Raw genomic sequence first — 13775 nt, forward strand, 5'->3', positions numbered from 1 at the left:
ATTTTGCCCGAACACTCCGCATATGCGTTTGCGCTTCATGCTGTAAACGCTTACGCATAACACGTTGTTTTTTGTCCATATCCCTAGCCTTTCTATAGTAATCACAATCCTTGTATGGACATCATACCCAAGGCTATATCTCAGAAGAATAGCAAGCCGATAACGAAGAAAAAGTCTTAGACCCATTTCACAAAAACGCATTAATGTCATTTTTATCAGGTGAATACTTCACCTTATCCCCAGCAATTACTTCCTCTGTCAGACCGACGAAAATCCTTCAAATACCTGTATTTTAAAATATTTCCACTTAGCTCACACTCCAAAAAATTTACAGCACGAAATATCAACAATAAAACCCCAGTCAATTAACACAACGCAAACATCGAGTAGCCTTTATCTGCTCGCCAAGGAAAGAAAGGCCAGCCAATAACTATAATCAAGCAAAAGGAAACCCTATGACTGCCCTCACTATGACAATACGAAACTGGCTGTTAGATAAAAAGAGCATGATATTACTGGCTGATATCGCTTTATTTATGGTGCTTCTTAATACCCTGCCTTTTGAACCCAATGTCGTGATTGGTTTGAGTATCTTGGTATTTGTTGCCGTACTGTGGTTGACTGAAGCCCTGCATGTCAGTATTACCGCCATTCTGGTACCACTACTCGCGGTGGGGTTCGATATTTTCGATACCTCAAAAGCGTTAAGTAACTTTGCTAACCCCATTATCTTCTTGTTCCTCGGTGGCTTTGCTCTCGCAGCAGCGCTACACAAGCAAGAACTCGATAAAGCGATTGCAGATAAAGTGCTGTTGATTGCCCAAGGTCGCATGTCCGTCGCCGTATTCATGTTATTTGGTGTGACGGCGGTACTGTCGATGTGGATCAGTAATACCGCCACCACCGCGATGATGCTGCCGCTGGTATTAGGCGTACTGAATAAAGTCAATGCGAAAAGTGAACGCAGTACTTACGTTTTTGTTCTGCTGGGTATTGCCTACTGTGCCAGTATCGGCGGTATTGCCACCATCGTCGGTAGCCCACCGAATGCCATTGCAGCAGCGGAAGTTGGTTTGAGTTTTACCGAATGGATGGCCTTCGGTGTCCCCGTCACGATCGTGTTATTGCCTATGACGGTCGCCATGCTATACATGCTTTTGAAACCCAATCTGAAACACACCTTTGAGCTGGATCATAAGCCGGTTGTCTGGAGCAACATCTTGAAAGCCACCGGCACCAGTGTGTTCTTGGCGCACAGTTTGGGGGATTTCCTCGCGCAAGCCGGCTTGTTCTTTACTATTCTGGTGGTTGCGGGCTTTGTGGTTTTCCTGACAGAATTTGCCAGTAACACCGCCAGTGCCGCCCTGCTGGTACCGGTGTTTGCAACTGTCGCGGAGGCATTGGGTGTGTCACCTGTGATCCTGTCAGCACTGATTGCCGTTGCCGCATCGTGTGCCTTCATGTTACCGGTCGCGACACCGCCAAATGCCATTGTTTTTGGCTCTGGCCACATCAAACAATCTGAAATGATGAAGGTGGGGATTTATCTCAATATCGCCTGTATCGGTATATTAAGCCTGATCGCGTACCTGTTTTGGTAAGCGTGTAATAACGAGGCACAAAAAAGGTGGCACGCAGCCACCTTTCTTTTTATGACACGATAACCCATTAGATATCGTCTGCGGGGTATCGTACTCCCATAATGGCACGGGCTTGGGTCGTAATGGCGCTGACAATCTGAGTACGCAGTAAACCGTCATGATTGATCTGGCGCTCAGCCACTAAGCGGGCAAATTCCGTCGCTTCATACACCATGGCGTTGTCGTCTTGCTCTACCGTCAAATCGACAACCGGCTCGCCTTTACGATGCAAATGCACACCATGACACTCAGAAATGAAGTCCACCAATAACGTGCCCTGCTCCCCTTGAATTTCACTCGGGATATAGCCATCACTCACTTTAGAATGGCATAGCGTGACATCAAAATCTTTATAATGCAGCACCAAGGTGCCATGCGCATCCACGCCTGAATCCAATAAAACACCCTGTGCCGTCAAGCTATTCGGCTCACCAAACAAACCAATTGCAGCACTGAGTGGGTAAATGCCAATATCCATCAAAGAGCCGTTAGAAAACGCCGGATTAAACGTATTCGGATTCTCGCCCTGCAGATACTTAGGATAGCGGGAGGAATACTGGCAGTACGACAAATACACTTTGCGTAAACGACCAAGCTTTGGCAGCGCATTCTGAATCACGGCAAAGTTCGGCATATAAGCAGTTTTCATCGCCTCAAACAACACCACACCGTGCGACTGCGCCAGTGCAATCAAGTCTTGAACTTCCTGAATGTGCGAAGCCAGCGGCTTTTCGCCGATCACGTGAATACCCTGCTGAATGAAAACGCGCGCTTGCTCAGCATGTAACGAGTTCGGGCTGGCAATATACACCGCATCAATCAAGCCAGATGTGGCCATCTCGTCTAATTTATCAAAGCAGTTTGATACCTGGTATTTTTCAGCAAACTGCGTGGCCGTCTCCAACGAACGGGAATAAACGGCATTGAGGGTATACTGTCCTGTGGATAATGCGGCACGAATAAACTGATCAGTGATCCAGTTGGTGCCAATGATGCCTAGACGGATCATAACGCTTCCTTTTTGGGTTTTCTGCAGTGTAACAAAACCCTCTCGCAAATCTTGTTGAAATTATCACCAACCACGCTAATTTTGATGAAAAAAAACCAGCCGTGTATAGGCTGGTTTCTCAACTTTCGCTGTGTATCCGGCTAGTTATCAGCTCGCAGCTTCTACGCGGTTTCGTCCCTGACGCTTCGCTTTATACAGCGCGCGATCGGCACGTTGAATGAAGGTATCAATACTTTCACCCGGCATGTACTCAGCTAGGCCAATACTGCAGGTTAGGTTTAACCCTTCCGTCCACTGATAATTTTCAATGATCGTTCGGATCATATCAGCAAACTCGGTGATCCCGCGAAGATCCGTGGCCGGACAGAAAACGATAAACTCTTCACCGCCCCAACGTACCACCACATCGGTTTTTCTCGCACGCAGGTTGAGCACACGTGCAAACTCTTTAAGCACCTCATCCCCCACTTTATGGCCGTAGGTGTCATTGATGGTCTTAAAGAAATCAATATCGATATACGCCATCGAAAATGCATGACCGTTATGCTTAGAGAAACCAATCACCTCTTGCAGCCAGCAATCCACCGCATGACGATTCTGCGCGCCTGTTAGGCTATCGGTGTAAGCCAGTTCTTCAAACTTCAACGATTGCTCATGCAAGCTCTCATTGGCATCTTTCAGAAACTCCGCCTTCGCAACCATTTCACGTAGTTGATGATTAAGACGACGACGCTCAACAAACAGAAAACACGCCGCCGCTAATACCCATAGGCTGGTGTTAAAGCGCAGCAGCATTTCTTCGCTGATCCATTCACCGTAAAACACTAATCGATTCAATTGGATCGTGTAATGTGACTGCTTAATGTAACTGCCTGTCGCAATCTCAATTTGCAAGATATTGTCAAACTGAGGCCCCGATGTCTCAATAGGTAACTCGTATTCAGCAATCCACCAGGACAACACCTGGAACGCTTTTAATGGGATCACCGTCAGGCCTTGGTCAATACCCGGCGCATATTCGATAGCATTGAATTTCAGGGAAACAGGATCGTCCTGTGAGGAGTAAGCAGGATCATAATTACGTAAATACACACGAATGCGCTCCCCTTCTATCGGACTGAAGTAATCGACATCAATCCCGACGGAATGGAAGTTGCTCAAATCTAGCCCTTTGGTGGTTTTGGACAGATCTATCGCGATCTCACAATAGGGCCACTTGCCCTTATCACCAATATCACAATTTAAGACCAACGACTGGCCGCTGATATCAATCTCCGAATGGGTATTTCCTCCTTGGGTTTTGTCATCAACACAACGCACAAACGCGTTTTTTGCACTGATGCTGTACTCCTTGTTAAATCCGCCTAACGCATAAAAGAGATAAGAAAAAAGGGAAAATGATAATAATGCGTAAGCAGCATACCTTAATCGGCGACGCAACTTTTCCACTCAAACACCTATACACTGACAACTTATTGACACTTTGAACGATCTTGATTTTGCAACAAAAACAATGTGGTACATCTTAGTCGTTTAAAGCATATATTACTTTTTGATGACGTTATCAAAATCATTTTTACCAACCAAGCAGATTTTCATATCAATTGGCTGAATATCTAAATTTCATATTGTTAGTCACAGTTTTAATTGTATCAGTTTATTAACGGCACAAAAAAAGCACCGCCAATGGCAGTGCTTTGTATGTTCGTTTTCGCTTATCGTTTTACATGACGACCGCGATTTTTGTGAATTTTGTGTTTCGCTTTCGCGCGTCGCTTCTCACTGGAGCGGCCTCGGCGTTGGTTTTCTGGCGGTTCGATAGTTGGATCTGGCTCATAGCCTTCCAGCCATTGTTGCGGCAATTTCTTATCCAGCAGATCTTCAATCGCACGCAATGCCCACTCTTCATCCAAACTCATCAATGAAATCGCGTGACCTGTCATGCCTGCACGACCGGTACGGCCAATGCGGTGTACATAGTCTTCCGCCTGGAATGGCATATCAAAGTTCACCACGTATTCCAGCTGCTCAATGTCGAGACCACGGGCTGCCACATCTGTTGCTACCAGCACGCGTACTTTGCCAGATTTAAAGTCATCCAGCGCACGCTGACGGGCACCTTGGCTCTTATCACCATTGATAGACGCCGCTTTAATGCCGTCTTTACCCAACTCTTTCGCTAATTCGTCTGAGCCCTGCTTGGTTTTGGTAAATACCAGCACCTGTTGCCAGTTACGCGAGCCAATCAGGTAGGCAAGTAGTTCACTCTTACGGTGCTTATCGACGGGATACACCATTTGCTCAACGGTTACAGCGGTTGAGTTGGCTGGAGTCACTTCAATCAGCTTTGGATCAGTCAGAATGTCGTAAGCCAGCTTTTTCACTTGCTTACCAAACGTGGCCGAGAAGAACAGCGTTTGACGCTCGACTTTCATGCGCTTCATGATGCGCTTGATGTCATCAATAAAGCCCATATCCAGCATACGGTCAGCTTCATCCAGCACCAGGTATTCCACCTGACGCAAATCCACAGTACCCACATGAGCGTGATCCAACAGGCGCCCCGGTGTAGCAACCAAAATATCGGCCCCGTCCTGAATCGCTTGTACCTGCATTTTCATGCTGGTGCCGCCGTAAGCCACGGCTGTTTTTACCGCTAAGCCTTTGCTGTATTGACTGATACTGTCATACACCTGCTGTGCCAATTCACGGGTCGGTGTCAGCACCAACGCGCGGATCTGTTTATTGGTGCGCTCACCCGCAGGTTGTTCCAGCAAACGATGGATCAATGGTAAACCAAAGGCAGCGGTCTTACCGGTACCGGTTTGCGCGCCCGCCAGCACATCATGGCCAGCCAAGATCTCTGGAATGGCCTGGGACTGAACAGGGGTTGGTTCAGTGAATCCCATTTCGTTTATAATTTCAATAAGTTGGCTCTGTAAGCCCAAAGCTTGGAAAGACATGAAGAGTTCCGGCGATGATAGAAAGAGCCGGATTCTAGCAAACTTACACGTCAGGGAATACGTAAGATGCGGTTTCAGGACGAAAAAGGAATAAAAAAGCACTGCCCGGTTGCCCGTTGCAGTGCTTTTTTGTCAGCGAGAAAGGTGTACTTACTGCTTAATGTTCAGGAAGGCTGCGCCACGCACGCCACCCGCATCGCCGTGTTTTGCCTTGATGATCATCGGCACACGCGATACAGACAACAAATGCTTCGGCAGACGCTTTGGCATTTCGCTGTAAATCAATTCAAAGTTCGACAAACCGCCGCCCAGTACCACTACATGCGGATCCAGACCAGTGAACAGGTTTGCAAAACAAATTGCCAGCAGCTCCATGAAACGGTCAACGTGCTCTACCGCCTTAGGCTCGCCTTCTGCGTGACGGGTGATGATCTCAATCGCCTTCAGTTGCTCACCGTAGTAGTGCGTGTAAAGCTGTTCAAAACCACGGCCAGACAGGTAATTGTCGATACAACCTTTGTTCTTACAGCCACAGTCAAACAACGGTGCATTCTCACCCAGGTGGAACCAACCGTCGATAGGCATACGGGTATGACCCAACTCGCCTGCAACGTGGTTTTTACCCGAGAACACTTGGCCGTCATACACCAGACCGCCACCAAAACCCGTACCCAGGATCAGACCCAATACCGATTTTTCACCCTGCAGGGCTTCATCCCACGCTTCAGAAAGTGCAAAACAGTTTGCGTCGTTATCAATCGCGACACTGCGACCCAGACGAGACTCCAAATCCTTGCGCAGATTGCGTCCCATCGCTGCCGGAATGTTAGACGTCAGCAATGTGCCATTTTCAGCGTCTTCAATTCCTGGAATACCGATACCCACATACCCTTCGCAAGCAAATTCCTTATCTGCTTTCTCAATGATAGAAACAAGGGTATCAACCAATTTGTCGTAATCGTCACCTGGTGTAGGTACGCGCTCTGTTGCTACGCGCTCCAATTTTTCATTAAACGCACCAAATTCAATTTTGGTACCACCCACATCAAAGCCGTAGTACATCCTGCACTCTCCGATAAAAATCACAAAAAAACCAAACTGAAAAAATTATCCACAGTTCTACACCTACAGACTGTGACCAAACACCGATTTAACAGCGTTTTACTATGAGATTTCTCGCGTTTGTTGAAAGAAACATCAATAAATTACATAACTGGATGTTTCTTTGTCATTAATTTTCTTTGTTGATGTTTAAAAGCGATCAATTACGCGTAGTTCGCCATGTAGCTTTGCAGCTGTTCAATGCTGTTGTGATCCGGCAAGGTGCGGTTCATTTTACCGGTGATGTAGTTCTCGCGGAAAACATCAAACCACAGGTCCAACACATCCGCATTCTTCTGCTCGCCGTACAAGTCGATAATGCGTGCCGCCACTTCTGCCGTACCCAGCTGGTTCTCTTTGGACGCCTCACGCACTTTGTAGCGCGATGGCTTATCCGGGTTAATCGACAGTACCGGGAACTGATTCAGATACGGGCTTTTACGGAACATTTTCTTCGCTTCCGCCCAGCTGCCATCCAGCATAATAAAGAGCGGACGTTTGCCTGATTCCACCGTCACACTTGGCGCGACACGTTCAGGTTCGGCGTATTCCGCCGGAAACACCACATACGGCTGCCATTGCGGATCAGCCAATAACGCCAGCATGTCGGCATTAGGCTCGGTACGCGACCAGATATAGGCATAGGTATCTTTGAACAGATCGGCAATCAAACGGCCGGTATTACTTGGCTTGAGCACTTCATCATCGTACATCACCAACAAGAAAGCGGCGTTTGAGTCGATTTCCGGCTTGTTGGCACAAATACACAGATGAGTGCGTAACATGCAGAAACCACAACGCTCCACTTTCCCACCACGGGCAAGGAAAGGACGGGTAGAACGCGCAAGGCGCTCATCATATAAAGTATGGACAGCATGTATACGCATAACGATTCAACCTAAAACAAAAAACGCCAGCATTGTACTGGCGTCATATCGTGTTGCAATCATTATTCATCAGCGATCCGGTAAAACCCGTTACGCTGGCTGCAAGCTCGCCTGTTGGCTGATCGCACTGTCAAACAAGTTTTTCACCAAGCCGACGTAGTCTTCAAGAAACACGACTTGCTCGTTCGTCGGGCTGCGTGACCATGCACCGGCCAAGACTTCGCTCAAATCTGCCATCACGGCATCCGCCTCTTGCATCAGCTTAAAGCGCACATCTGGGTGCAGATCCGGATTTTGTGAGAACACGGCCATAATATTGGTCGCAATCATATCTGTGACGACATCTTCCACTGTTTCGTTACACACTTCTGCCGCTGATTTTTCAAACAATGAAAGGTGTTCAGTGAAATACTCAATCAATGCGTGATAGCCTTCGGACTCTACAACCATGGTGCCTTCAACTCTATTTCCATACAAATACACAGTGTCACAATCGCCCGTCTGCACGGCGCTGTCATTGTGAATAATATTATCATTAAAACATGCGGATATAGCCGCTAGCAAGCCCTAGCATGAATGCAGCGCGGATATCTCTGCCCTATTTCACATTCATGATGAGATACAGTAGGATCAAGTGATAACATCATAAAAAGGAAGTTAAAAATGAAAGTCATCCGTCTCGTCCTTGGCAAAATCATCCTGTTGCTGAATGCCGTCTTTTCACCGAAATCACAGCAACGTGACAGCGACGCCCAACAACGCGTTGAGCAAGAACTGCAAGCAATCACCTTGTACCAATTTGAATCGTGCCCTTTCTGCGTCAAAGTACGCCGTGCTGCGAAACGCTTGAATCTGCCACTGCAAACGTTGGATGCAAAACAACCGGATCATGAGCAAGCGCTGATTGCTGGCGGCGGCAAGCGTAAAGTACCGTGTTTACGCATCGAGCAAGACAACGGCGAAGTGACGTGGATGTACGAATCCAACGACATCATTGCTTACCTTGAACAACGTTTCGCCTGATTCCAATTCCCACCACTGCAAAGCACGCCTTGTGATATACCGCGTGCTTTGTTGATTTCCTTATCATTTTCCCAATCATAAAACGCTGCCTCATTGTTCTTTTGCTAGACTTCAAGCATTACCTTCTTCTCGCTTTCTCGATCAATGAGGTTCTCGTATGCGTTGCTGGCACGTACTCTCTCTTTCTTGTCTTGGACTGTCATCCCTGTTGCTGAGTACACAGAGCGCAGCAGAGAAAATCACCTACAGCGAACTCAAAAACGGGGATGTCATTACGGTGACATTAGACCAACTCCTGCCTACACAATCCGTGCTTGATTACGATGCGGAATACGCCAAGTTGCAATACTACGCCAACGATCCCAAACACATTTTTGATACGCTCTGCATCATCAATGGCGCAAAAGGCGTAAAAAAATGGAATGACGACGCCTCCCCGCTCGATCCCGCCAGCTACACCTGTAAAGCGGAAGCAGGCAGCGACACCGATCACATCAGTAGCGTCATTATTGGGCCGGAAGAAGGCATTCTCTATTTGGTCGATAACCTGACTGTCCTGTCCAGTTTTTGGGATATGCCCAATGGTGGCACCAGCGTCCCGGTAATGGTCAAAGTCACCCACAATCTGTTGTCGTCCGGTGATGATTTCTGGGCAGAAATGAATAATGATCATGAAGTATGGTTGCGCAATTACAAAGGCAAAAAAATTCAACCAGATGATTTACCGGAATATATCGGCCAAAAGCAGTTAAAGCATGATAAGTACTTGTCGCTGGTCAATTACCTCGACGGTATCAGTTATGCGATGCCAAAACCCAATGGGGATGACAATAAACAAGCCAACATTCCCTTTCTGGCTCTGAACTGGGCTTTGGTACTGCGCAAACACATGAAGATATCCGATTACAATCTTAATGATCCCGATGAATACGGCGCAGCCATTACCGAAGCTGCCACTATCATGGTTGATACTCCCGATGATGAGATCATCGGTCTGTCTAAACGTGATGCTAACGCCATGGGGAAATTCGATCAGGTTAACAGTGAAGCATTAGAGAAACTGCTGACCGATAAAGACTCCGCTTTTTCTCTCGCGATGGCTTATCGATTAGCTAAGAAAGAAAAATCCACCCCGAAAGCATTAATGGAGCAACAAGAAAAAGAGAAAGAAGCGAAAGAAAAAGCCGCTGAGAGCAATAATACCGAGAGTAAAGACACGCCTGAGAAAAATAATAAAGAAAAGGATAGCGATAAGGCAAAAGCATCCTCAGATGCCGATAATGATCAACCTAACGCCATTAATGAAACAACAGCGCAGTAACGGTACGTATAATATACCCTTCACCAAGGGGAGTGCGTAGGAACCGATGATGGCCTATAAATGATTAATATGGTCATTATCACCCTGAATATAACAGCCTAAATGCAAACTGTATTGCTGCTGTTGGGCACGTAAAATAAGTTGCGCCAAGTCTGCCGGATAAGTACGTAACGTCACAACATCATGCACCGATACCCACTCCACCGCTTGAATATAGTGCTCATCATTCAAGCCTTGCAGGTTATCAATATGCGGTATGCCGTGGTAACTGGCGATATGATAAAAGAACTCGGCATGATAGCGTGTCATTTCACTGCTCATCGCTTGTGGCGTTTCATGAAACTCGCGTACCGCTAATAACTCCCCCACCTGAACATGCAAACCAGTTTCTTCCAAACACTCACGCACCAGTGCCGCTTTGGTACTGATATCCCCAGGTTCAACACCACCGCCAGGTGGAATGTAATACTCACCACTGGCATCTTTCACCCGCATCAGTAATATCCGATGGTTTTCCATCAACACGCCTGCTGCGCGAATACGGTGTTTCATTGCTACACTCCCTCTCTGATCCCATCAGTGTTTCTGCCAAATACAAAAAACGACAAATCATAAAAATAGCACGCACTATCATGAAATCCATAGTTCATATTGCGTGAGAACTGCGAAAGCGATCGAACAACGAAAAGTAAAAATTCACTCCGAATATGAAGAATATTAATGTAATCGATTTCAAATAATAACTATATAGGTTCAACCGTTTATGAGTGAGCATGCTGTAAATAAAATCACTACCCATTACGAAGGCCATGTTTTACATATCCACAAGTCTTGGTTTACATTCAAAAGCCTGATCATTTTGGCTGTCTATTTTCAACTTATTCAAATCATTGGCATGCTCATCCATCATAATGTATTGCCGAGAGAATATACGCCTTTTTTCACCGTACACTATTTTGTTTTTTCTTGGCTGATTTTGGCCTATTTATTTTTTGCCACCTTTGTTAATCACAGTATCTTAATCATCAATGACAACATGTTGATTAAATACAATGCTCCCCTCCCTTGGGGAACAAAAAAAATCATCTATCTGAACCAAATCACCCATGTTTATCCTTCAGCCAGCAAAATACAATCTGAAATGGAAGGTGAGAAAATCAAACATTACGCATTGGTACTGGACACGTTAGAGGGAGATTCACAGACCGTACTGAAAGGCGTGGAAACCAAAGAAGACATTGATTTTATTGTTAATAAAATCAAAGAAAAACTCATTAAGCTGGATGCCGTCGATGCCAGCTCTGTCACTCAACCTCGCCCCTCCTTCTTTCAATAAGCCGCCAGCATGCGCTGACTTAGCGGGCGCCACATAAATTAACGCCCCCCTACAGACAGGCTCGACTCACAACACAAAACATCACGACACAAAAAAGCCAGCATCACGCTGGCTTTCTTCACATCGGCACACCGATTATTTGCGGTGATGACGCGCAATAAAGGTATCGAGTTTGTTGGCAAAATTCTGGCGGTCTGCCTGATTCAGTGGTGCAGGACCGCCCGTCTGAATCCCAGAGCTGCGCATGGTTTCCATGAAGTCACGCATCTGTAAACGCTGCTTAATAGTTTCCTTGCTGTACATTTCACCACGTGGATTCAGGGCATGTGCCCCTTTGGTGATCAGTTCGTCAGCCAGCGGAATATCAGCCGTGATCACCAAATCTCCAGGCTCAGCCTGCTGCACAATGTAGTTATCTGCCACATCAAAGCCCGCCTCTACCTGAATAGAACGGATATGTGGTGATGGTGGCACACGAATGTACTGGTTCGCCACCAGCGTCACCTGTACGGCTACACGGTCAGCCACACGGAATAAAATGTCCTTAATGACATTCGGGCACGCATCAGCATCCACCCAAATCTTCATGTATCCTCACTTATTCACTCACCTTTCCTTCTGCGGTAAAGGCCGTGAAATCGAATCCTAGAAAAAAGCCGCCATAACGGCGGCTTTCATAATAATCAGCTGTTGCAAAAAGGCAATTAACCTTCCATACCTTTCTTCGCCAGGTACTCGTCGTACGTGCCGTGGAAGTCTTCAACGCCATCTTTCGTGATTTCGATGATGCGCGTTGCAATAGACGATACGAACTGACGGTCGTGAGAAACGAACAGTAGCGTACCTTTGTAGTTTTCTAGTGCTAGGTTCAACGACTCGATAGATTCCATATCCATGTGGTTCGTTGGTTCATCCATTAGCAGGATATTAGGACGTTGCATGATCAACTTACCAAACAGCATACGACCCTGCTCACCACCTGACAGTACTTGTACTGACTTCTTGATGTCGTTCTGAGAGAACAGCATACGGCCAAGGATACCACGTACCACTTGCTCGTCGTCACCTTCTTTCTTCCACTGACCCATCCAGTCAAGCAGGTTCATGTCAGTGTCGAAATCAGCGCTGTGATCCTGTGCGTAGAAACCGATGTTGCTGTTTTCAGACCACTTGATCATACCGTCCATTGGGTCCATCTGGCCCGCAAGCGTGTTCAGTAGTGTTGATTTACCGATACCGTTCTCACCGATGATCGCAATACGCTCGCCCACTTCTACTAGTAGCTTCACATTGTTGATCAGGATGTTGTCGCCGTAGCCTTGCTTCAGACCTTCTACTTCCAACGCGTTACGGAACAGTTCTTTTTCCTGATCGAAACGGATGAATGGGTTCTGACGGCTAGACGCTTTCACTTCTTCAAGCTGAATCTTATCTAGCTGCTTCTGACGAGAGGTCGCCTGCTTCGCTTTTGATGCGTTTGCAGAGAAACGGCTTACGAACGTTTGTAGTTCAGCCATCTGCGCTTTCTTCTTCGCGTTGTCAGCCAGTAGACGCTCACGTGCCGCTTCTGCAGCCATCATGTACTCGTCGTAGTTACCAGGGAACAGACGCAGTGCACCGTAGTCCAAGTCAGCCATGTGTGTACATACGCTATTTAGGAAGTGACGGTCGTGCGAGATGATGATCATGGTGCAGTTACGCTCAAGCAGAACACGCTCAAGCCATGCGATCGTGTGGATGTCCAAGTTGTTCGTCGGTTCATCAAGTAGCATGATGTCTGGATCAGCAAACAGAACCTGCGCCAATAGCACACGTACTTTCAGACCCGGTGCAACCGCACTCATCAGGCCGAAGTGTAGATCTTCAGGAATACCCAGACCCAGTAGCAATTCACCAGCACGGGCTTCTGCTGAGTAGCCGTCCATTTCAGCAAATTCTACTTCTAGATCAGCAACACGCATGCCGTCTTCTTCAGACATATCAGGCATCGCGTAAATGCGGTCACGCTCTTCTTTGATTTTCCACAGTTCTTTGTGACCCATGATAACGGTGTCAACAACAGTGTACTGTTCAAATGCGAACTGATCCTGACCCAGTTTAGCCATACGCTCATTAGGATCTTTTGAAACAGTACCAGCGGACTGCTCTAGCTCACCGCCAAGGATTTTCATGAATGTTGACTTACCGCAACCGTTCGCGCCGATCAGGCCGTAGCGGTTACCTTCGCCAAACTTAACGGAAATGTTCTCAAACAGAGGCTTATCGCCAAACTGCATTGTGATATTAGCTGTTGAAATCAAAGTACTGTTCCAATAATGATGTCGTTCAAGCAATAAAAAAGCCGCCTTTAACGGACGACTTTCTCACTAAGTTGGCGCGAGTATAACAGGTTTTGTGATGATCATCACCCCTTAGCCCATTGTTGCCCCATTCTATACACCTTTTTAATTCATTCTGGTGGGTAATTTATACAGATTGCCTCACTAAGACTGATA

Annotated in this window: 13 protein-coding genes; 4 read left to right on the plus strand and 9 right to left on the minus strand. The window is 46.7% G+C overall.

From position 1 onward, the window contains the following. Positions 1-455 precede the first annotated feature (455 nt). The gene (locus tag ABT58_RS10305; RefSeq protein WP_047874323.1) at positions 456-1601 is read left to right on the plus strand and encodes an SLC13 family permease; all 1146 of its coding nucleotides are present in this window, start codon (positions 456-458) and stop codon (positions 1599-1601) included. Between the two features lie 67 nt (positions 1602-1668). Here the strand turns inward: ABT58_RS10305 and ABT58_RS10310 are convergent, their stop codons facing one another. From ABT58_RS10310 to ABT58_RS10335, 6 genes are all read right to left on the minus strand, one after another. Next, entirely contained in the window at positions 1669-2649 is a 981-nt protein-coding gene (locus ABT58_RS10310) for a Gfo/Idh/MocA family protein (RefSeq protein WP_047874324.1), read from the minus strand. A gap of 147 nt (positions 2650-2796) precedes the next feature. After that, positions 2797-3969, minus strand: a complete 1173-nt coding sequence (locus ABT58_RS10315) for a GGDEF domain-containing protein (protein ID WP_229821765.1) — start codon at positions 3967-3969, stop codon at positions 2797-2799. Between the two features lie 395 nt (positions 3970-4364). Next, on the minus strand, positions 4365-5612 hold the full coding sequence (locus tag ABT58_RS10320; protein ID WP_047874325.1) for a DEAD/DEAH box helicase: 1248 nt from the start codon (positions 5610-5612) through the stop codon (positions 4365-4367). Between the two features lie 150 nt (positions 5613-5762). Beyond that, positions 5763-6674, minus strand: coding sequence for an N-acetylglucosamine kinase (gene nagK, locus ABT58_RS10325; protein ID WP_047874326.1), 912 nt, complete (start codon positions 6672-6674; stop codon positions 5763-5765). A gap of 203 nt (positions 6675-6877) precedes the next feature. Further along, the gene (locus tag ABT58_RS10330; protein WP_047874327.1) at positions 6878-7600 is read right to left on the minus strand and encodes a tRNA-uridine aminocarboxypropyltransferase; all 723 of its coding nucleotides are present in this window, start codon (positions 7598-7600) and stop codon (positions 6878-6880) included. Between the two features lie 90 nt (positions 7601-7690). Then, positions 7691-8050, minus strand: coding sequence for a DUF3802 family protein (locus tag ABT58_RS10335; protein WP_047874328.1), 360 nt, complete (start codon positions 8048-8050; stop codon positions 7691-7693). A gap of 213 nt (positions 8051-8263) precedes the next feature. Between ABT58_RS10335 and ABT58_RS10340 the strand changes: the two genes are divergently transcribed. Continuing rightward, positions 8264-8623, plus strand: coding sequence for a glutaredoxin family protein (locus tag ABT58_RS10340; RefSeq protein ID WP_047874329.1), 360 nt, complete (start codon positions 8264-8266; stop codon positions 8621-8623). Positions 8624-8780: 157 nt separating this feature from the next. Continuing rightward, positions 8781-9944 (plus strand): ParB/Srx family N-terminal domain-containing protein, encoded by a 1164-nt coding sequence (locus ABT58_RS10345; RefSeq protein ID WP_047874330.1) that lies wholly within the window; start codon positions 8781-8783, stop codon positions 9942-9944. Between the two features lie 54 nt (positions 9945-9998). Here the strand turns inward: ABT58_RS10345 and ABT58_RS10350 are convergent, their stop codons facing one another. Beyond that, positions 9999-10496, minus strand: a complete 498-nt coding sequence (locus ABT58_RS10350) for an NUDIX domain-containing protein (RefSeq protein WP_047874331.1) — start codon at positions 10494-10496, stop codon at positions 9999-10001. A 211-nt stretch (positions 10497-10707) separates the two neighbouring features. Between ABT58_RS10350 and ABT58_RS10355 the strand changes: the two genes are divergently transcribed. Next, positions 10708-11280, plus strand: a complete 573-nt coding sequence (locus ABT58_RS10355; RefSeq protein WP_047874332.1) for a hypothetical protein — start codon at positions 10708-10710, stop codon at positions 11278-11280. Between the two features lie 135 nt (positions 11281-11415). On the opposite strand, the gene ABT58_RS10360 is transcribed toward ABT58_RS10355, so the two are convergent. Further along, positions 11416-11868 (minus strand): YaiI/YqxD family protein, encoded by a 453-nt coding sequence (locus ABT58_RS10360; RefSeq protein WP_047874333.1) that lies wholly within the window; start codon positions 11866-11868, stop codon positions 11416-11418. 116 nt (positions 11869-11984) lie between these two features. Continuing rightward, positions 11985-13580 carry an ABC-F family ATPase gene (locus ABT58_RS10365; protein ID WP_047874334.1) on the minus strand — a complete coding sequence of 532 codons (1596 nt, stop codon included), beginning with the start codon at positions 13578-13580 and terminating at the stop codon, positions 11985-11987. Positions 13581-13775: the final 195 nt, after the last annotated feature.

This window comes from Photobacterium aphoticum (genome assembly GCF_001029435.1).
GTDB classification, from domain to species: domain Bacteria; phylum Pseudomonadota; class Gammaproteobacteria; order Enterobacterales; family Vibrionaceae; genus Photobacterium; species Photobacterium aphoticum.